The organism is Shewanella sp. TB7-MNA-CIBAN-0143, from assembly GCF_040310065.1.
Classification (GTDB): domain Bacteria; phylum Pseudomonadota; class Gammaproteobacteria; order Enterobacterales; family Shewanellaceae; genus Shewanella.
The window spans coordinates 36,996-58,252 of the sequence record NZ_JBEOPL010000020.1 but is presented as its reverse complement, the minus strand read 5'-3'; the positions used below and the strand labels follow the sequence as shown (position 1 = coordinate 58,252).

The following is a 21,257-nucleotide window of genomic DNA, read 5'->3' as shown; positions in this document are numbered from 1 at the left end:
TGAGTCAATCTTATAAAGGATGCTGTTATGAAATGGTTTATTAATACCTGGCGGACGCTAAATCAGCCTGCCAAATATCTTACTTTAGGCACAATTAGCCTATCAGCTTTTTTAATGGGGATTATATTCTGGGGTGGTTTCAATACCGCACTGGAAATGACCAACACTGAAGAGTTCTGTATTAGCTGTCACAGTATGGAAAGCAAGCCCTACCAAGAGCTACAGCAAACTGTGCATTGGTCTAATCACTCTGGCGTTCGGGCCACTTGCCCTGATTGTCACGTGCCGCATAACTGGAGTCGTAAAATTGGTCGCAAGATTGAAGCATCACATGATATGTGGGGCTGGTTGATGCAAACCGTTAATACTGAGGAAAAATTTGAATCAAAACGTCTAGAGATGGCTAGCCGTGAGTGGAAACGCTTCGACCGTGATAACTCTTTAGCGTGTAAAAACTGCCATAACTATGACTCGATGAAATGGGATGACATGTCAAAGTTGGCGCAAAAACAAATGAAGCGTGCAGCAGAGATAGACCAGAGCTGTGTTGATTGCCATAAAGGTATTGCTCACAAACTTCCTGACATGGGCACTTCCCGTGCACCAGAACTCATTGCACAAGTCGGATCTGGCGAAACCGGTCTTGTGGTTGGTGCTCAATATTTTACCGCCTTGACTAAACCCCTTTATTTTAATCAAAAAACAGATGTTGAAGCTGGTACGTTAAACATTGCCACTAAAGTGACGGTACTTGAAACCAATGGCAGTCGTGTACAAGTTGGTATTAAAGGTTGGCGTAAAAAAATTGGTGCTGGTCGTGTTATCTATTTCGATTTTGGTCTTAACATTCTGTCGGCTCAGTTATCAAAAGATGCTGCGCTAGAAGAAGGTGTAATGAATGTCTTTCAACAAAAAGAAGACCCAATGACCGGATTAACATGGCAACGTGTTGAAGCCAAAATTTGGACCGATGCAGACTACCTAGTAAGTGATTTACAGCCACTTTGGGATTATGCCCGCACCACTTATACCAGCAGTTGTAGCGTGTGTCATACCCAACCAGCAGAAGCACACTTTGACGCTAACAGTTGGCCTGGAATGTTTAAAGGCATGATTGCATTCGTCAACATGGACCAAGACACTCAAGCGCTTGTACAAAAGTACTTACAAGAGCATTCATCTACTTTCAATAAGTCGGCGCATTAATAGGACATCATCATGAACAGAAGACATTTTCTTAAAGGCTTAGTGGCGACTTCTTATGTTGGACTAAGCAGTACATCAGTGTTGGCGCCATTCAATGCCCTTGCAGCTGCAAGCACTAAAGCAGGTGACGACTGGTTAACTACCGGTTCGCACTTTGGTGCATTCAAAATGAAACGTAAGAATGGCGTGATTGACCAGGTGATTCCATTTGAGTTGGACAAATACCCTACCGATATGATCAATGGCGTTAAAGGCTTAGTCTACAACCCATCACGGGTTCGCTACCCTATGGTACGCTTAGACTTTTTATTGAAAGGTCATAAAAGCGACACCAGTCAACGCGGTGATTTTCGCTTTGTCCGTGTCACTTGGGACAAAGCATTGACCCTGTTTAAAGATTCACTTGATGAGGTGCAAACTCAATATGGCCCATCAGGACTGCACGCGGGTCAAACTGGCTGGCGCGCCACTGGACAACTGCATTCAAGTACCAGTCACATGCAACGCGCTGTTGGTATGCACGGTAATTTTGTCAAAAAAATTGGTGACTACTCAACGGGTGCTGGCCAGACTATTTTGCCTTATATTTTAGGTTCTACTGAAGTTTATGCCCAAGGTACTTCATGGCCGTTAATCCTTGAGCAATCTAAAACCATCATTTTGTGGTCAAATGATCCCTATAAAAACCTGCAAGTGGGTTGGAATGCCGAAACCCATGAATCGTTCGCTTATCTAGCGGAGCTTAAAGAAAAAGTAAAACAAGGTAAGATCCGAGTGATCAGTATCGACCCAGTGGTCACTAAAACCCAAAAATACTTAGGCTGTGAGCAACTTTACGTCAACCCACAAACTGACGTTGCGTTAATGCTAGGTATTGCCCATGAAATGATCACCAGTAAGTTACACGATGAAAAATTTATTGAGGGCTACAGCTTAGGGTTTGACAGATTCGTACCTTATATTTTAGGCGAGTCAGATAACGTAGCTAAAACACCAGAGTGGGCCAGTAAAATTACTGGTGTTAGCCCTGAAATTATACGTGATTTAGCTAAAGTGATGACCAAAGGTCGTACTCAAATCATGATGGGTTGGTGTATTCAACGTCAACAACACGGTGAACAACCTTATTGGATGGCAGCTGTACTTGCCACTATGATTGGCCAAATTGGTTTACCTGGTGGTGGTATCAGCTATGGCCATCATTACTCAAGTATTGGCGTTCCTTCATCGGGCGCAGCTGCACCGGGCGCGTTTCCTCGTAATCTTGATGAAGGCCAAAAGCCATTATTCGACAGTAATGATTTTAAAGGCGCGAGTAGCACCATTCCGATTGCACGTTGGATTGATGCCATTTTAGAACCGGGTAAAACCATCGATGCCAACGGGGCTAAGGTCACTTATCCTGATATTAAGATGATGGTATTTTCAGGTAATAATCCATGGAGTCATCACCAAGATAGAAATAAGATGAAGCAAGCATTTCAAAAGCTTGAATGTGTGGTCACTGTCGACATTAACTGGACAGCAACGTGCCGTTTCTCAGACATCGTTTTACCTGCTTGTACTACATTTGAACGTAATGACATTGACGTTTATGGCAGCTACGCTAACCGTGGTGTTTTAGCGATGCAAAAAATGGTTGAACCATTATTTGATAGCTTGTCTGATTTTGATATCTTTACCCGCTTTGCCAAAATAATGGGTAAAGAGACAGAATATACCCGTGGCATGTCTGAATTTGACTGGATTAAGAAACTTTATAACGACTGTAAAGCCGATAATGCCGGTAAGTTCGATATGCCAAATTTCGACACGTTCTGGAAACAAGGTTATGTACATTTTGGTGAAGGCCTACCTTGGACTCGCCATGCCGACTTTAGGGATGATCCTGAAATGAATCCATTGGGTACACCATCGGGCTTGATTGAAATTTTCAGCCGTAAAATCGCCCAATTCAATTACGATGACTGTCCTGGCCATCCTACTTGGATAGAAAAGTCAGAGCGCAGCCATGGTGGTCCTGGTTCAGATAAATACCCAATGTGGATGCAATCTTGCCACCCAGATAAACGCTTACATTCACAAATGTGTGAGTCGCAGCAATATCGGGAAACCTATACGGTACAAGGTCGTGAACCCGTGTACTTGAATCCTACCGATGCAAAACAGCGCGGCATTAAAGATGGCGATGTTGTTCGTGTGTTTAACGACCGAGGTCAACTGTTAGCGGGTGCAGTGGTATCCGACAGCTTCCCTAGTGGGGTTATCCGAATTCATGAAGGGGCTTGGTATGGCCCAGTCGGTAAAGATGGGTCTAAACAAGGCGGTAGTGAAATTGGGGCGTTGTGCAGCTATGGTGACCCAAATACGTTAACGCAAGATATTGGTACATCAAAGCTTGCCCAGGCTTGCTCCGCATACACTTGCTTGGTCGATTTCGAAAAGTATCAAGGTAAGTTACCTGACGTCAGTTCTTTTAGTGGCCCAATAGAAACGCAGCTATAACGTGTAAGCATTATCACTGTGCGCCAAGCGATTTAATTCTTGGCGCTTAAGTTAACGGCCATAATAGGCTCAGGAGATAACATAGATGAATGACAAGATATTGTATAACACGCCAATGAACCAGGGTCGTTCGATGGTGTATAAGCTGCTCTCATCACTGTTTGCAAAAGAGCTAGATCAACAGCTATTACAAGAGCTCACTGCAAGTCAGGCTCAGGCATTCTTTGCTCAATTGGCCAGTGACCCGTTATTGAGTCAAGACATTGAAACCATAAACTCAGTGCTTAATTCAACCCTTAACAGCGTCAATACTGATCATGCTTTATTAGAGCTTGCTGCCGATTATTGTGGCCTATTTTTAGTAGGTACAAAGCATAGCGCCAGCCCTTATGCCAGTTTATATCTTAACGATAATGCAGTTGCCAAGGACGACATACTCTTATTTGGTGAACAGCATCAGCAAATGCAAACATATCTAAAACAAAGCCAATTAACGGTTCAAAGTGAATTTCCTGAACCGTCTGACCATATTGCCGTTATTTTGGCTTATGTCGCTCACCAAGCGTGTGCTTGTGACGATAACACTCAGCTCAGCTTTATTAGGCAATATCTCCACGCTTGGTTACCCCGTTTTGTAGATAGGCTTACCTCTGTGGATACCGGTAAGTTTTATTCAGCCATTGCTCACCTCACTCTGGCTTGGGTTGAAAGCGATTGTGTAGGACTAAAAGGTGCTCAGTAACAGGATATCTATATCATTAACCCCCCATATAAAAACACCGAGCAAGATCGGTGTTTTTATATGTAATGTTTGAGCTTAGGATAAATAGAGTGAGGATTATACACACTCAACTATATTTTATATCCCTAATTTACAAAAGCTTAGACAGGAAGCTTCAACTCAAGTGCCTTAATAGATGCTTGCCACACTTGCTTAAGCAACAAATATGAATCATCACTAATGCCATCTTTTTCTAATTGTTTGCACAACTGACTCAACTGAATAAAGCCAATGCTGGCACCACTGCCTTTAAGTGCGTGTAACACTTTTGGCCTATCTGCAGGTAAAGCTGCCAGTGCATTGATGTGTTGTGTACTACTGACTTTAAATAGCGCTAACATCTCTTTAACAGCTTCTGTACCAAGATATTGTAAGTCTTCATTAATTTGCTTTTCATCGAGTAAAGCCAGATTGTCTTCATTACAAACAGATACTTTTTGATCTATGGTCGTTTGTGTAAAGCCTTTGTGTTTATCCATCTTGGTTAACTTATTCGTGTTGTCGCTGTTGATTGCTGACTTGTCACTCGCATCACCAATCCAATTGGCTAAAAACTTCATATTAAGCGGTTTGGCTAATACGTCATCGAAGCCTGCTGTTTGATACTCGTTTATGTCATCATGTTGAATTTGTGCCGTAAATGCGGCTATGCTGATGTCTTTTTGGGCTGCGTTAGCAATACGCTTCAACTCAAGTAATAACTCAATACCAGAGCCATCGCCTAATTGAATATCAAGCATAATGCCGTCAAACTTCAACGCACTATCGACGTTAAACAACGCTCTTGCTTGCGCACAACTATCAGCCAGTACGGAATGATGTCCAAGATATGCTAAAAACCCTTGGGCCACCATGGAATTCACTTTGTTGTCTTCGATAACGAGTACACATTTAGAATCAACTTTAGGTAACTCTGCACTGATAACCTCATACGTTTGTTCACAAATGTGTAATGGTAAACTAAAACCAAAGCTGGAACCCTCACCCACTTTACTACTCACCCGAATAGAATCATTGGCAGTGTTAGCCTCATTCATTAACGAGACTAATTCTTTACAAATAGCGAGCCCAAGTCCTGTGCCTCTGGTTCTGCCTTGATTAGGCTGTACACCATAGGCGATAAACAATTGATCCATGGCCTTTTCACTGATACCAACGCCAGTATCTGCCACTTCAAAGGTTAATTGTTTCTCGACCACATTTACCCGTAATGTAACCTCTCCTGCTGGAGTGAATTTAATGGCATTGCCGAGCAAATTAAACAACACTTGGCGCAATTTGGGGCCATCTACCGTTATCCATTTAGGTAAATTACCGCGAACTAAATATAACGAGATACCTGACAATCCCGCACCAGCTAACATGATTGCCATCACTTCATCGAGCAGCTCATTAAGCGCAACAGCCCGTGGTTCGTTAGTTAATTTACCTTGCTCCAAACGGGAAAAGTCCAAAATATCATTAAGTACATTTTGCAGTAAGGTGCCGCTGTATTGCGATAATGCCAACATTTGTTTTTGTGCTGGAGGTAATGGCGAGTGACTCAGTAAAGTCAGGGTGCCTAAAAGACCATTTAGCGGAGTACGGATTTCATGGCTCATGGTCGCTAAAAATAGCGATTTTGCCTTGTTAGCTTGTTCTGCCATCACTCTAGCCGTCGAATGCCCTTTTGCTTCAGCGTCTAGTTGACGGTTGGTTTCAGCCAGTTCGAGTGTACGTGCCTGCACGGTACTTTCAAGTGAGGCTTTATGGGCAAATAATTCTGATGCCGTTTGTTGTAATTCAGATTGCAGTGCTTGATTGTGCGCGGTTTTTTGTTTAAAAGCTTCAATGGCAGAAGCCATCGCGGTGAGTTCATCGTCTCCGTGAGGATCCAGTACCACTTCGGTATTGCCCTGACTTAATTGAGATAATGCAGCAGTTGCTTCACTTAGGCGTAAAGCGATGCCTTTATAAATAACCCGATAAACCACCAACAGCATAATGATTAACATCAAAATACCTGTCGCCCACAGCCCTGACTTAGCCCACAGTAATTGCTGTAAAAAATTACTTCGGGCATGTTCTGCCTGTAGCTGTTGTGCTTTCATTGCACTATCGACTGACTTATTCAGTTGGCCTAATTTATCCGTCAGCGTTAACAGTTGCGCATTTTGTTTTGTTAGCAATTGCGCATATTGCTGCTGCAAACTTAAGCCAACATTCACCTCCCTTAACATTATCAATTGGTGCTCAAGCTCTGTTGCCCTAACCGGATCTCGAATTAAGCCTTTAAGTAATTCTAGAGGCATTAAATCAATTTGCCCACTCGTTCCTGAACCTGTGTAAGGGCTCGGTATTTCGTTGCCGCTTTGTGAGTTATCGCGAGTAGAATTAATGGTATAAGTCGTTGGAGACAGTACTCGAGCCATACTGTTGAGTACGTTATTTAATCCGAGTTGTTGGTCTGGAGACTGTAATAACTGCCCTACTAACTCAATGTGATGGATCAATCCCAAAGCTCGATTTAAACGTTCACGGACATCCAAGTCTTGCTCTATGATGGAGTCCAAAAGTTTGGCACTTTGTTCAGCGCCAACCACTTGAGGGTAAGCTAAACTCAACTTGGCCAGAATGGTTGAATCGACCACTGCTTGTTCTGCTTCAAGTAAAACACCACTGTTACTGGCCGCTTCCGCCAGTGCGGCTCCTTTATTAATCAATTGCGCCGCCAACACTAAACGTTTACCCACTTGGCGGCCGAATACCGATAAGTCATGGATAATTTCGCCAGCTAATAAAGCTAAATGCTGATCTTTATTAACACCATGATTTTGTAGATTTAACGAATTGAGTCGTTCAATAGCAGAAAGCAAATTAGTGCTTTCCAGTGATAACTTACGCCCAAGGAAAGCGCGTTGAGCCTCTTCTTCCACTCGTTCAAGCGCTTGGGCATTGTCGAGCAAGCCATTAGAAGACTGCATCAATTGCCTTGCAGCCTCAGATGCAGGTAACGCCTCTTCATATAGATACTGGTCAGCCAGCTTTACCCAATAAAGCGAAATGCTGCCAAGGCTAACTAACATTAACAATAACAATCCGAGCAGACAGAATGCCAACATAAGGCGACCCACTAAGCTCTTGCCTGATAGTGATAAAGTGCTCACAGTCATTCCTTAAAATGTTATAATTACGAAAATTTTTTAGTGTTCTGTTTAGAAACCTTAATCGAGACAATATAATGCGCCGACTTATTTATTTGCTCATAGCTTGCTTAGGGACAATACCATTACTTGCTGAAGCAACATCCGATTCTAGCTGGACATTACAGCAGCGCACGCCCTTTAATGCCAAAATTCAAACAGTAAAATCAATACAATATAATCAACTGACCTCGGCCAAAAAGGCTTGGCGAATCTGTGCCTTAGTACCTCACCTTAAAGACGCTTATTGGATCGGCATTGATTATGGTTTGGTGTCAAAAGCCAGCCAATTAGGCATTAATTTAGAATTATTTGAAGCTGGTAGCTATTACAGAAAAGAGCAACAACTAAAACAACTTGAATACTGCCTTAATCAACCGTTCGATGCCATCTTACTCGGTGCTGTGGCCCCCAATTTACTTGATCAATATCCGGGGCTAATTAATAAACCCATCATAGCGTTAGTGAATAGACTCGATAACCCCATTATAACAACTCGTGTAGGCGTCAATTGGTATCAAATGGGCTGGAAAGCTGGCCACTTTATCGCCAAAGCTGTAAAAAATTTACCGCCATCGTCTCCAGTAACACTCGCTCTACTCACCGGCCCAGAAAGTGTTGGCGGCAGCGATTGGGTTGAGCTCGGTATTCAAGATGCTATTGCCGATAGTCCTATTGTGGTTTCGTCAATTCGTCATACCGATAATAATCGTGACCTTTATCGTGACCAACTTCATAATCTACTTAATGATCATGTTCCTAGTTATATTCTAGGCAGTGCCGTTGCTATTGAAGCAGCAATAGGAACATTGCAACATAAACGATTAGCTGGCCAAGTAAAACTTGTGAGCAGCTATTTATCGCCAGCGACCTTGCGCGGACTTTATCGCAATAAAGTGGCTTTCAGTAGTGATGATCAAGTGGTGTTACAAGGTAAATTGGCAATAGATATTGCGGTAAAACTACTGGAGGGGGCACACTCATTTGGGGATATTGGCCCACAAATACAGGCGTTAGAACAAGGAGCTGTGCAACTCAATTTGTTTAACAACAGCTTAGCCCCTGCAGACTTTTACCCCATTTATCGCGTGACGACAAAAACTAATCTTTAACCTTTGTCGCAAACAAATAGCCTTCTCCATGAACCGTTACAAACAGGTCTGCCTGTAGTTTGTTTCGTAAACGGCGAATAATGACATCAATGGTTCTATCATTTACATCTTCATTACGATGGCTTGTTTGCTGCATTAGCCGCTCACGTGATAGTACTTGCTGTGGATGCAATGCAAAGGCGGTAAGTAATTCGAACTCTGCTTTAGTCAGCTTTATCACCTCGTCACCACGACTCAGTTTTCGGCTGTTTAACTCAAGAGTATATTTATCGAACGCAATGATATCGTCACACTGTTCAAATTGTTCTACAACTTCTTGTTGTGCTTTTTTAACTAATGAAATTCGCCACAACAAATTTTTAACTCTTACCAATAGTTCTCTTAATTCAAATGGCTTAGTCACATAATCATCAGCACCCATCTCAAGGCCAACGATTTTATCAATGGTTTCATCACGACCAGTGACTAATATAATGCCAACGTCCGAACGACTTCTTAGTTCACGCGCCAAGCTCAAACCATCGGTACCGGGTAAGTTAATATCTAACATCACCAAATCGATATGTTGATTTGTAAACTGTTGCCACATCTGTTCGCCGTCTCCAGCTTCAAGTACACGATAACCATCACGCTCAAAATAACCTTTTAATCGAGCGCGGATCACGGCTTCATCGTCAACGACGAGTACCGTATTTGTTAAACCAGTATGTGCCATCATCCTATCCAGATAGTGTTGCTAATAATGGCCGTTATTATTCATAACTTTTCATATTTGCCTATAAAGATTTGTCAGGAATGAGTGACAGCTAGCAAAATAGTTTATAAAAAACGACCTGAGTCACACAATGGGAATGCGTAGAATCAGGTCCAATAATAAAAAAGATTATATTATCAATTTAGAAACTTTTGCTGATGCCAACAACCACTCGGTCATCAAAGATTTTTGTTTGAGTGCCATAGACCTTATGATCGCTATCCATGGTACTGCCATGATAACGAACATCAAAATTGATTCCGGCATAGGCTTTACTCACACCCAAATTCCAGTGCCCCCAACCTTCTGCACCATGACCATCTAAGTCTTGGTAGCCGATACTTGCTGAAACGTATAAACCATTGTCAAACTGATAACTCGGATGAACGGCATAGTTAACACCTTGCCAGCCCTCTACACCAAACCAATCATCGATTGTTGGAGTCACTTCTAACTGCACATTTGCATGACCAAATTGCTTACCGACTTTAATCCACAGTTCGGTATAATTTGAATATGAGGCACCTGGATACAGGTAAGAAAAAATCATGACGTCGTAACTGATACCACTATTGCCAAACTCGCCTGCTTTACCAATATAAGGTGCAGTAACAATTTCTAAATTGGGGTCTGCAAATTTGATATTGGATGCAAATACACCAGCATACCAACCCAGATCATTGCCCCAACCTAGGGTACCTTGTACCACTGGTACTTCTGCATCCATTGTTTCTGATTCGCCACGGAAAACATAATCTGAAGCAAAGGTTAATTTACCACTTATGGCTCCACCGAAGACATCATCGTCTGCAGCGTTGGCAAAAGAGGTCGCCGATAAAAGTAGACTGCCTAACAAAATTGACTGAGCTAATTGAGTTTTTCTAATGTTCATATTCATCACCCTAAAATATATGTTCTTATTGATAGAGTGACTATATTCAAAACTTGTGAATAGCTATTGAGTTGGATATGAACTGATCGGAAACAAATATGAAAAAATATGAACACTAAGATTTAACATGACCTCAAGCATTGTGTATCGCTCTATTAAACATGAATGATCGATTTTTATAATCAAAAGTGTCCATATGCACAGCTGGATTTCGATGTGCTTCACTAGGTTAAACCGGTAAATACTCAGATTTATGTAACGCTCAACTTTTACAACATTTGAGCTATTGTGCTTATGAGTTTTTAAACAACAGGCTTACAACTGGCTCTGCTGTTGTTTGAAGGGTTGATGATAAAACTGCAGGGTTTTACCTACTGTTAATTTATCTTTGTCTGTCATTTTGTTCCAAGCGATAATTTGGTCCACACTGACCTTATACACTTTGGCAATACTCCATAGTGTGTCGCCATATTTTACCGTGTGATCGCTTTGAACTGTTGACTGATTAGATATTGTGATAATCCTTGGCTGTTTGCTTGGTGCAGCTTGCTTTGGTGTAGAGACTTGGGCGTTTTGTGTTGTAGCCAGTTCGACTAAGGGTGTTATGCCCGATGCAGCTTGTGGCATATACAAAAATTGACCCGCAACGATCTTATCGCCATTAATGTCATTCATCGCTTTTATTTCTGACACCGTTGTAAGGTGACGTTTTGCAATGACACTAATATTATCGCCAGCTCTAATCTGATATTTAAACCATTTTACTCTAGCGCTAATATCAGTATCCGCAAGAGCTTGTTTAAACTCACTGACTTTACTCACTGGCACTATCAACTGATGCGGTCCATCGGGTGATGTTGCCCAGCGATTAAACCCTGGATTCAATTTTTGTAACCGAGCAATGGATATATTGGCTAGATCGGCAGCAACTGCGATGTCAATTTGGCTTCCGACATCAATTACTTCAACTAGTGGTTTATTAGGAATGGATTTAAGACTGATGCCGTAGCTTTCAGAATGTTTAATCACATCTGCTATTGCCAGCAATTGTGGTACGTATTGCCGAGTTTCCTTAGGTAATGGTAAAGACCAAAAGTCGGTGCTCAGCCCTCTTGCTTCATTATATCTAATAGCCTCACGTAAGCGACCTTCACCAGCATTGTATGCGGCTAGTGCATATAACCAGTTGTCGGTTTTTTTATACAAGTATTCGAGCATATCTAATGCAGCGGTGGTTGCAGCAGGCACATCTTTTCTGCCGTCATACCACCAATTCATCTCTAGTCCAAAATGGCTGGCCATGGGTGAGGTAAATTGCCACAGGCCTGATGCGTCGGCACTGGAATAAGCAAAAGGATTAAACGAACTTTCTACTATAGGGAGTAAGGCCAGTTCGATAGGTAAATCTCGATGTTCAAACTCTTGGACGATTAAATATAAAAACGGCTTGGCGCGCTGTGAAATCTGCTCGAGATGCTGTGGATTATTAATATACCAATCACGATATTGGTTAACTAATTGTTGATCTGGAATGGGCATATCCATTGAATATCGAATGCGTTCCCATACATCACCGCTGTCTTGATAATTGCGCCGAGCTAACAACTTAGGAACTTTTAATGATGTTGGTTTATTCACACCACCAAGACTTTTTTCTGCTTTGGCATCTTCTACAACAACAGTTTGGCAACCACTCAACAGGATAAAACCTGCCGCAATAAGGAAGATTGATGCTCTCAATTAAAGGTGTTCCTCAGATAGTACGCCGTTATTTTCTTGTTATAGCGTGAGTTTTTAAAGCAAAAGTCGTACATTGTAATTTAGTTTTATTGTTCTATCCATCTGTTTAAAAACGTCTGTTTAATCAACTCACGGTGCTAACTGCTTTTATTAAACCGTTATCAGACGACACTAGCTAACGTTACGCCCTTTTAGGGATATATAGTTATAGCAGTGTTCATTGTGTATACTTCAATCGTGACGTTAACATTATTGTAACTAATGGGATTCAATCAGGTTTGCCTACATAAGATATTATGTTCTCTTGGTTGTGATTCATAACGAGCTGGTTAATAATTTATGTTTACCTAAAAAACTATGATCAGGCGATTAAAAAGTTCATTTTGATTTTCATAGTGTTGGTATTTTACTTTTACCCGTTAAACTTCTATTGTTTAGCCAATAAATCCAGCAGGTAGTCATCATTGGTCATCTGGTAAAAATGGAAAAATCATGTCTCATTCAAATGCTGTTCTTGTTAGAAATAATGTTAAATTAATCGGTAATGGTAGCAAAACCTTAGTTCTCGCACATGGGTTTGGTTGCGATCAAAATATGTGGCGTTTTGTAACCCCTGAACTGATGAAGCATTTTACTATTGTGCTATTTGATTATGTTGGTTCAGGTGCTTCTGATATCTCTCAATACAGTAGAAAACGTTATGGTCAACTTGAAGGATATGCAGAAGACATAATCGAAGTATGTGACGCTTTGCACTTAACTGACGCTATTTTCATAGGGCATTCAGTGAGCGGTATTATTGGTGCGATTGCTGCAATTCAAAAACCTGAGCTATTTTCTAAGCTGGTAATGGTATGTCCTTCACCCTGTTTTTTAAATTTTCCTCCTGAATATTTTGGCGGTTTCGATAAAGAAGACTTACTCGAATTGTTAAATCTAATGGACAAAAATTATATTGGCTGGGCTAATTATTTAGCTCCGTTAGTAATGGGAACAACCAATTCTGATGAACTTATTGGTGAATTATCAGGCAGCTTTTGTTCTACCGACCCGGTTATTGCGAAGAACTTTGCTGAAGCGACTTTTTTATCTGATTATCGTTATCTACTAAAAGAGATTACACAACCGTGTTTAATTTTACAAAGTGAAAATGATGCCCTGGCAGCAACATCTGTTGGTGAGTTTATTGTGAGCGAAATACCCCATAGCGAACTTAACATTATCGCTGCTCATGGTCATTGCTTGCATATGACTCATCCTGAAGCAATTTTAAAATCGATAATGAAATTCGCAAAATGATCACGACAAAAAATAGTAAAATCGAAAGTAATAAAACATTTGAGCACTCCCCAGATAGTTTCCAGTGTGGTGCGTTAGTCACCAACGCAGCCAACATTATTATTTATGTAAACTCATACTTTACCGACGAACTATTGTGGAATCCAGAGCAACTGATAGGCAAAAATGCGGATATTATCTTTACCCAATCTTCCCGCATATTTTTTCAAAGTTATTTAATTCCAACACTTTTACACGAACAAATTTGTGAAGAAATGCAGTTGATTATTTTTAATGCTGACGGGCTACGAATTCCGATAACAGTGAATGCTCGTTTAAGCGATGACGGCTGTATTTATTGGAGTTTTTTCAATGCATCCAAGAGAGACCAACTTTATGATGAGTTAATAAAAACAAGAAAAAAACTTGAGGAGCAAGCTGAAAAATTAAAATTGCTTGCTTCAACTGACGAGTTAACGCAGCTATTAAATAGAAGAGAAATGAAATATCGTTGTACGTTAGCGCTTGAACAGGCTGCTAGATCTCATCAATCTGTTAGTTTATTAGTGTTAGATGTCGATCATTTTAAAATCATTAATGACACCTTTGGTCATTTAGAGGGTGATCGAGTACTGAAAGAACTCGGGCATATTTTGAAAGACTTTTGTCGACAAACAGATCTTGTCTCTCGCTTTGGCGGCGAAGAATTTTTGATCTTGCTACCAGACTCCAACAAAAGTGATACTTTATTATTTTGTAACCGGCTCCAAGATAGCATCACGCAAATTAAAGTGGGTGACGGCGTGCTAACCGTCAGTATTGGGGTCAGTATTTGTGATGATAAAACACTGTTTACAGATTTATTTACTCAAGCGGATAAGGCTATGTATAAAGCCAAAGCACTTGGAAGAAATAGAACTGAAGTTTATTGTTTGGATTAAGAGCCTGTTAGTTTCGCTACAAAGCCAGTAACACCATACTTAAAAAGCGTTCGTTACACTACCCCAACAATTTCAAGTTTAACCGCTCAGCGCCCAGCAACGTAATAACATTAGTAATGTAATAATCTAATAACGTTCCTCTTTATCGATTACGATTTTTCTGCCTCTCGTTGTTTATAGGGTTCATTACACACTAGTCAATATGTTCTGTCATTTGGGATGTGATCTTCATCATCGGATTTCGATTTTATCAATGCCAACGTCGGCTATTTTCACTGTTTAAACATCCTACCTTTGAGTAGATTAGTTGTTATCAAGCATTCATCTATAAAAAGTGAGTTTCATCATGACATTACAAGATAACATTGAGAAAATTGTCACCCACCCTCACCTTTCTCCTAAGCAAAAATCCAACTATTTAGCATTAGAAGCTGAAAACAGTCTGCCTTATGTGGCGGTGTCTGAGCAGGTAAATAATGCCATGAAACAAGGTATTATTTGCGATATGTTTGAAGGTCATGCGCCATTTAAGCCGCGTTATGTGTTGCCAGATTATGCCAAATACCTGCAGCAAGGATCTCAGTATTTGGAGCTGTCGCCCGCCGAAGACTTTGATGACGCCTTAAATGCATTAACCATTCTTTATTTTCATGTGCCATCGGTGACCAATATCCCGGTTTACTTAGGCCAATTAGATGCGTTATTAATGCCTTTTACCAAAGGGCTCGATACTGATGCTATCTATCGCAAACTCAAGCGGTTTTGGATATTACTCGATCGCACGTTACCCGATGCATTTATGCATGTGAATATTGGCCCAACTGATAACATTATTTGCCGAACCATTTTGCGTATAGATGCAGAATTACAACAAATTGCCCCCAATTTAACCTTTATGTATGACCCTGCCGTAACGCCAGATGATTTATTATTTCAGGCCACCAGCAATATTTGTCAATGCGGTAAACCTCACATTGCCAACTATCCGCTACATGCCGACGCCTTCGATACTCGTGGTTTTGGGATTGTCAGTTGTTATAACGCATTACCGTTAGCTGGCGGCGCCAATACCTTGGTGCGGGTTAACCTCAAAGAAGTCGCTCTAAACGCTAACAGTATTGATGATTTTTTTGCCCAAACTCTGCCATATTACAGCCAACTCGCATTCGAGCTTATTGAAGTGCGTTCGGCATTTTTACACCAACAATCTCATTTCTTTGACAGTTTTTTAGTTAAGGAACAGTTGATCGATGAATCTCGTTTTGCACCTATGTTCGGTATTTATGGTATGGCTGAAGCGGTCAATATTTTACAAGCCTTATTACCTAGTGCTGCTGAGGTTTCAACTGCTAACGTCGCAAGTAAACCCAATACAGGCTACGGCCATAACCTTGATGCCAATGAACTTGGACTCAGAATATCTGCAGCTTTAGACAACATAGTAAAGTCGACACCGGTCACTTACGGTTATAACGGTCGCGCGTTATTGCATTCTCAAAGTGGCATTAGTTTGGATAAAAATGTCACTCCTGGCGTGCGTATTCCCTATGGCTCAGAACCAGACCCTATTAGTCATATTCAAGCACTAGCTGAACATCATCAATATTATACTGCTGGGATAAGCGATATTTTAACCATAGATGAAACCGTTAAAGCGAATCCTCAAGCGATGTTCCAACTCTGTAAAGGTGCCCTTAGCTCAGGTTTTAGAGAGTTTAGTGCCAATGTTGCTAGTAACGATTTAGTCCGTGTTACTGGTTATATGGTTAAACGTTCGGACATTGAAACTTTTAAGCAATGCGGTTCACGCACCAACACCACAGGGTTAGCTGCTGAAGCCGCAATCAATACGGGGATATTTCAACGCCAAGCTCGGGTAATTGCTCACGAACAAGCTCCTTTTATTCATGAGTAAACATGCCGTTGTCAGTCAAATATTGCCATTTTCCTGTGTCGACGGGCCTGGCAGTCGTTTGGTGATTTTTTTGCAAGGCTGCAACTATCAATGCAAAAATTGCCATAATCCTCACACCATCAGTTTGTGTGATGCTTGTGGTGACTGCATTGATAGTTGCCCTGAACAGGCGCTGAGTCTTATTCATTCACAAGCTATGCCGTTGCCCCAACTGCGGTCACAAGAAATGTCGTTACATGGAGATCCAATACCAGTTAATCATTCGCCAATTAGTTCTCCATGTATTTCTCCAAGTAGTTCACCAAGTAAGCCCCATATTGTCTGGGACAGCACCAAATGCAGCCAATGCGATACTTGTATTACTGTATGTCCTAGACAATCAACGCCTAAAACGTCTCATTACTCCGTTGAGACAATGCTAGAGGTTATCTATGGGCGACGTCATTTTATCAATGGAATTACACTCAGTGGTGGTGAAGCGAGCTTACAATTACCTTTTATTATTGAGCTTTTTAGTGCGATAAAGTCCTCAGAACATTTATCTCATCTCAGTTGTATGCTCGACACCAATGGCAGTTTGAGCTCAACGGGTTGGCATAAGCTACTGCCATTTTTAGATGGCGCAATGGTTGATTTAAAAGCATGGCAACAAGATACCCATCATTACATCACTGGGCGTGATAACCATTCGGTGTTTACCTCAATTGAGTTGCTGGCTCAGCACAATAAACTGTATGAAGTAAGACTGTTACACATTCCCGGCATTACGGATTATGAGCATGATATTGACGCCCTAGGCGGGTATTTATCTAACCTCCCCACAGAGACTCGGGTGAAGTTAAATGCGTTTCATCATCATGGTGTTATAGGCGTAGGCTCTACATGGCCACAATGTACTCAAGCGGATATAGCACGTTTAGCAAATCAACTTACTCAGCGAGGAGTCACCAATATCGTCTTGCCGTCGCTGTATATCTAATCGCTATATTTAGTACCTATATTTAACACCTACATTTAGCGTCCATAGGTAACTTCTATTGGTAACTTCTTTAGGTAACGTCTATATGCAACTGAGGTTGAACATATGGCTAGGATGGCTTTGCTGCAACTTAATACCAAATCAATTCATTGATAAAGTACCATTTAATCAATACATAAAATCGTATTGGTGCGGTTAACGACTGCACAGCAATATTTGTTCATACAGCCAACGATGAGCAGGATCGTTCATACTTTGCCGATGCCACACAAGGCTATAAGCAACTTTGCCATAATCGATCGGTAACGGTTTAATCAATAATCCTTGGGCTTGCTTGGCTATTGAGGCCCAGTGGCGCGAACAGGTAAATAGCAGTTCACTGTGATGGCACATTAACGCTGCGCTGCCAAAGTCAGGTACCGAAATCGGTATCGCCCGTTTTTTAGATTGTTGTGCCAGTAAAATATCAAAAAAAGGTGTGCTCAAATCAGTATCTGTTATGCCGATGTGGCTGAAATTTAAGTAGTCATCAAGGCTAATAGTCTGCTGTGACGCCAGTGGATGGCTAGCACTCATTAGGCAGACCATTTCATCGTTGATTAAGGTTTCCCAGACTAAGTCTTCATCGACATTGGTTGGTTGGCTTAAGTCATGTGGCAAAAGAATAAAATCCAACGAGCCTTTTACTAAGCCCTCAAAGCCGATGTTGTCTTTATTGTAAATATCGATATGGATATTGGGCGCTAAGTTGAGAATATGAGCCGTTAATGTGGCGGCTAATAACTCAAATGTGCTTTCGCGCATCGCCAGTGAAAAGCTACCTTGATAATGTTGTGGCTTGAACACATCCTGGTTCATGATCTGATTCATATCATTAATCATCTGCTTCACACTTGGGCCTAGTCGTCGTGCTAATGCAGTGGCGATGAGTGAATTGCCATGACGATAGAATAATTCATCATGCAAACTTTCTCTTAGCTGACTTAAGGTTTTACTCACCGACGATGGGCTTAAACATAACCGTTCAGCACAGGCTGTGACACTGAGGGTATCAAGCATCACATGCAAAGTGATCAAGTGTTTCATACTGATACGTGAAAGCTTGGCCAATTCCATTTACGAATTACTCTTTATAAGTCATATATTTGATTACGAAAATATAAACCTAAATGATATTACGGTATAGGCTTCACAAGCATAATCAAGACCCGCTTCACATTGCTATCGTTAAATAAATTTTTGTTCCGCAATCAGCTCTATTTCTAATCCATATAATGCGGCTTTATGCACAGATTTGTTAATTACTCACTTCAGAAACCTTACTGCTAACACCTGTATCGCTTGATCGGTTTTGCTATTGCGACAATTAACGTGGTCATTTTTGTCTTTTGTGCCATTTATGACACGAGTTAAATACAACTTATTGTGTGGATAATGTAAAAATTATCTAACAACTAATCACATCTAAATTTTTAATTAATAAAATCAGATACTTATTTTATTTACGTTATTTATTATCATCTAACAGATATTGGCCTAGCAATTGCTATTACTAAGTATGTTTGCAATCTATTTTACAGATTAGAGTTGCATTAACTTAACCATTTTTTTGGAGTAATAACATGACTGATTCTATTGTTTCTTTTCCGCAATTAAACCGACCCGCTCCGGCCTTTAATACCAAGACAACACATGGCATGCGCTCACTTACTGACTATAAAGGTAAGTGGCTAGTGTTGTTCTCCCATCCTGCGGATTTTACCCCTGTGTGTACGACTGAGTTTATTGGGTTTGCTCAACGTGCAGAAGAATTTGCCAAGCTTAATACTGAGTTACTCGGTTTATCCATCGACAGTGTTCATTCCCATATCGCTTGGGTACGTAACATTGAAGAAAACTTTGGCGTTGAAATAACCTTCCCGATTATTTCCGACTTATCAATGGAAGTGGCTAAAGCCTACGGCATGATCCAACCCGGTGCGAGTGACACAGCTGCCGTTCGCGCAACCTTTATTATCGATCCCGAAGGTGTATTGCGTGCCATGGTGTATTACCCAATGAGTAATGGTCGTTCTATAGATGAATTTGTTCGATTAGTAAAAGCACTGCAAACCAGTGATGCCAATGGCGTTGCTACCCCAGAAAACTGGCAACCTGGCGATGACGTTATTGTGCCACCACCAGCAACAACTGCTGACGCTAAAGCACGATTATCCCAGGGTTATGATTATGTAGATTGGTATTTTAGTAAGAAGTCGCTTTAACCCGTGGCAAGCACTGGGACGCTTAGTCCCTGTGCACTATTTAACAGGAGCTTGTGATGATTTCAACCTTTAGTGTCCATGAATTTTTAGATGAAGACAGTGAAACATTCACTTATGTTGTTGCTGATAATACCACATCGTTTGCTGTGATTATTGACCCGGTTTTAGACTTTGATTATAAATCAGGTCGAACAGGCACACGAAATGCCAATCGAGTTTTACATTGGATTGAACGCCAAGCGTTAACCGTAAAATGGATACTTGAAACCCATGCTCATGCCGATCACTTATCTGCTGCCAGTTATTTACGTGACCAAATTGGTGGCCAAATGGGTATTGGCGAGCACATCACCGAAGTCCAGCAGACTTTTAAAAAGGTATTTAACCTAGACGCTAGCTTTTTGCCTAACGGCAGTCAATTTGACCATCTATTTAAACATAATGAGCGGTTACAAGTCGGTAATATGACCATTCGTGTTATGCACACACCGGGTCACACTCCGGCTGATCTTGCTTATATTATTAATGAGCAGGCAGCCTTTGTTGGAGACACCATTTTTATGCCTGATGTGGGTACCGCTAGATGTGATTTCCCAGGTGGGGATGCCAATACTTTGTACGATTCCATTCAGGCATTATTTACTCTCCCAGATACAACAGATATCTACGTGTGTCATGACTACCCTACAGAGGGGCGCGGGCATCAATTTAAAACTCAAGTCATCCAACAGAAACAACACAATATTCATGTGAATGACACTATGACCAAATCTGCTTTTGTGACGCTTCGTCAACAACGAGACGCCACATTGCCGATGCCTAGGCTGATATTGCCATCGATTCAAATCAATATTCGCGCAGGCCAAATGCCAGACGCTGAAAACAACGGCACTGTGTATTTAAAAATCCCGATTAACCAGCTTTAAACTTAAGAGTAACCATGATGATACAAGCAATCATTGGCGCATTATTAATTGGTTTAGTGCTGAGTGTATTAGGGTCTGGTGGATCCATCCTTACTGTTCCGGTGTTGCTTTACCTTATTGGAATGCAACCCCAATTAGCTATCGCTTCGTCATTGTGCATTGTGGGTGCTATCAGTTTAATCAGCAGCATAGGCTTTATTAAGCATAAAAAAGTCTCTTGGCCTCATGTGTTTTTATTTGGTTTACCTGGCATGGTAGGCACCTATTTAGGCGCATGGCTCAGCAGCTTCTTTAACAGTGACATACAACTTACTGTGTTTGTCATTTTGATGCTCATTGGCGCGGTGATGATGTGGCGAAATCAATCTAGCCGCTACCAAGCTGGCAAACTAAATATCGCTAAAATCTTGTCGCAAGGATTAGCGGTTGGGGTTGTCACCGGTTTTGTGGGTGTGGGTGGTGGCTTCTTAATTGTACCTGCACTGGTGTTACTTGGCGGCATTGAAATGTCGTTGGCGATTGGTACCAGCTTACTGATTATTTCAATGAACTCACTGGTCGGTTTTGCTAAATATTACTCATTACTTTCAAGTAAAGGGTTTGAGTTCGATGGGTCGATTATTGCCATCATGATTGCAGGCGGACTTGTCGGCAGTATTGCCGGCCAATGGATAAATCAATATTTACCCAAAGCGATTTTACAAAAAATATTTGCCGTGTTTTTAGTGCTAATGGCGCTATTCATTTTAACTAAATCCATTATTTAACATCACGAGGTACAC

Annotated in this window: 16 protein-coding genes; 11 read left to right on the top strand and 5 right to left on the bottom strand. The window is 41.2% G+C overall.

Going from position 1 to position 21,257, the window contains the following annotated elements:
- The first annotated feature begins 27 nt into the window (after window positions 1–27).
- The 3 genes from torC to torD all read left to right on the top strand — a co-directional run bounded on the left by torC (window position 28) and on the right by torD (window position 4,453).
- On the top strand, window positions 28–1,206 hold the full coding sequence (torC, locus tag AAEY97_RS16145; protein ID WP_192114896.1) for a pentaheme c-type cytochrome TorC: 1,179 nt from the start codon (window positions 28–30) through the stop codon (window positions 1,204–1,206).
- Window positions 1,207–1,218: 12 nt separating this feature from the next.
- Entirely contained in the window at window positions 1,219–3,711 is a 2,493-nt protein-coding gene (gene torA, locus AAEY97_RS16140; RefSeq protein WP_192114895.1) for a trimethylamine-N-oxide reductase TorA, read from the top strand.
- Between the two features lie 100 nt (window positions 3,712–3,811).
- Window positions 3,812–4,453, top strand: a complete 642-nt coding sequence (torD, locus tag AAEY97_RS16135; protein ID WP_502959469.1) for a molecular chaperone TorD — start codon at window positions 3,812–3,814, stop codon at window positions 4,451–4,453.
- A 140-nt stretch (window positions 4,454–4,593) separates the two neighbouring features.
- Here torD and torS read toward each other — a convergent pair whose 3' ends face one another.
- Entirely contained in the window at window positions 4,594–7,644 is a 3,051-nt protein-coding gene (gene torS, locus AAEY97_RS16130; RefSeq protein ID WP_192114893.1) for a TMAO reductase system sensor histidine kinase/response regulator TorS, read from the bottom strand.
- 68 nt (window positions 7,645–7,712) lie between these two features.
- On the opposite strand from torS, the gene torT reads away from it, so the two are divergent.
- Entirely contained in the window at window positions 7,713–8,786 is a 1,074-nt protein-coding gene (torT, locus tag AAEY97_RS16125; protein WP_101088313.1) for a TMAO reductase system periplasmic protein TorT, read from the top strand.
- Here torT and torR read toward each other — a convergent pair.
- The 3 genes from torR to AAEY97_RS16110 form a co-directional block, all read right to left on the bottom strand.
- Complete coding sequence (gene torR / locus AAEY97_RS16120; RefSeq protein ID WP_192115164.1) at window positions 8,776–9,501, bottom strand: two-component system response regulator TorR; 726 nt, start codon at window positions 9,499–9,501, stop codon at window positions 8,776–8,778. The genes torT and torR overlap by 11 nt on opposite strands.
- Before the next feature lie 181 nt (window positions 9,502–9,682).
- Window positions 9,683–10,432: a TorF family putative porin gene (locus AAEY97_RS16115; RefSeq protein ID WP_192114892.1), complete on the bottom strand. Its 750-nt coding sequence runs from the start codon at window positions 10,430–10,432 to the stop codon at window positions 9,683–9,685.
- Window positions 10,433–10,747: 315 nt separating this feature from the next.
- Complete coding sequence (locus AAEY97_RS16110; protein ID WP_192114891.1) at window positions 10,748–12,172, bottom strand: LysM peptidoglycan-binding domain-containing protein; 1,425 nt, start codon at window positions 12,170–12,172, stop codon at window positions 10,748–10,750.
- Between the two features lie 492 nt (window positions 12,173–12,664).
- Here AAEY97_RS16110 and AAEY97_RS16105 point away from each other — a divergent pair, with 492 nt between their 5' ends.
- The 4 genes from AAEY97_RS16105 (at window position 12,665) to AAEY97_RS16090 (ending at window position 17,285) form a co-directional block, all read left to right on the top strand.
- Entirely contained in the window at window positions 12,665–13,471 is an 807-nt protein-coding gene (locus tag AAEY97_RS16105) for an alpha/beta fold hydrolase (protein ID WP_192114890.1), read from the top strand.
- Window positions 13,468–14,391, top strand: a complete 924-nt coding sequence (locus tag AAEY97_RS16100; protein ID WP_182744442.1) for a sensor domain-containing diguanylate cyclase — start codon at window positions 13,468–13,470, stop codon at window positions 14,389–14,391. Before AAEY97_RS16105 ends, AAEY97_RS16100 begins: the two co-directional genes overlap by 4 nt.
- 346 nt (window positions 14,392–14,737) lie before the next feature.
- A complete protein-coding gene (locus AAEY97_RS16095) occupies window positions 14,738–16,306 on the top strand; it encodes a YjjI family glycine radical enzyme (RefSeq protein ID WP_192114889.1) in 1,569 nt (522 codons plus the stop codon).
- Window positions 16,299–17,285 carry a YjjW family glycine radical enzyme activase gene (locus tag AAEY97_RS16090; protein WP_192114888.1) on the top strand — a complete coding sequence of 329 codons (987 nt, stop codon included), beginning with the start codon at window positions 16,299–16,301 and terminating at the stop codon, window positions 17,283–17,285. Before AAEY97_RS16095 ends, AAEY97_RS16090 begins: the two co-directional genes overlap by 8 nt.
- A 195-nt stretch (window positions 17,286–17,480) precedes the next feature.
- Here AAEY97_RS16090 and AAEY97_RS16085 read toward each other — a convergent pair whose 3' ends face one another.
- On the bottom strand, window positions 17,481–18,401 hold the full coding sequence (locus AAEY97_RS16085) for a LysR family transcriptional regulator (RefSeq protein ID WP_192114887.1): 921 nt from the start codon (window positions 18,399–18,401) through the stop codon (window positions 17,481–17,483).
- Between the two features lie 506 nt (window positions 18,402–18,907).
- On the opposite strand from AAEY97_RS16085, the gene AAEY97_RS16080 reads away from it, so the two are divergent.
- From AAEY97_RS16080 to AAEY97_RS16070, 3 genes are read left to right on the top strand one after another with little or no spacing between them, the layout of a single operon-like run.
- Complete coding sequence (locus AAEY97_RS16080) at window positions 18,908–19,549, top strand: peroxiredoxin (protein WP_101088322.1); 642 nt, start codon at window positions 18,908–18,910, stop codon at window positions 19,547–19,549.
- Window positions 19,550–19,605: 56 nt separating this feature from the next.
- Window positions 19,606–20,475 carry an MBL fold metallo-hydrolase gene (locus AAEY97_RS16075; RefSeq protein WP_192114886.1) on the top strand — a complete coding sequence of 290 codons (870 nt, stop codon included), beginning with the start codon at window positions 19,606–19,608 and terminating at the stop codon, window positions 20,473–20,475.
- 14 nt (window positions 20,476–20,489) lie between these two features.
- Complete coding sequence (locus tag AAEY97_RS16070) at window positions 20,490–21,242, top strand: sulfite exporter TauE/SafE family protein (protein WP_101088324.1); 753 nt, start codon at window positions 20,490–20,492, stop codon at window positions 21,240–21,242.
- Window positions 21,243–21,257 lie beyond the last annotated feature (15 nt).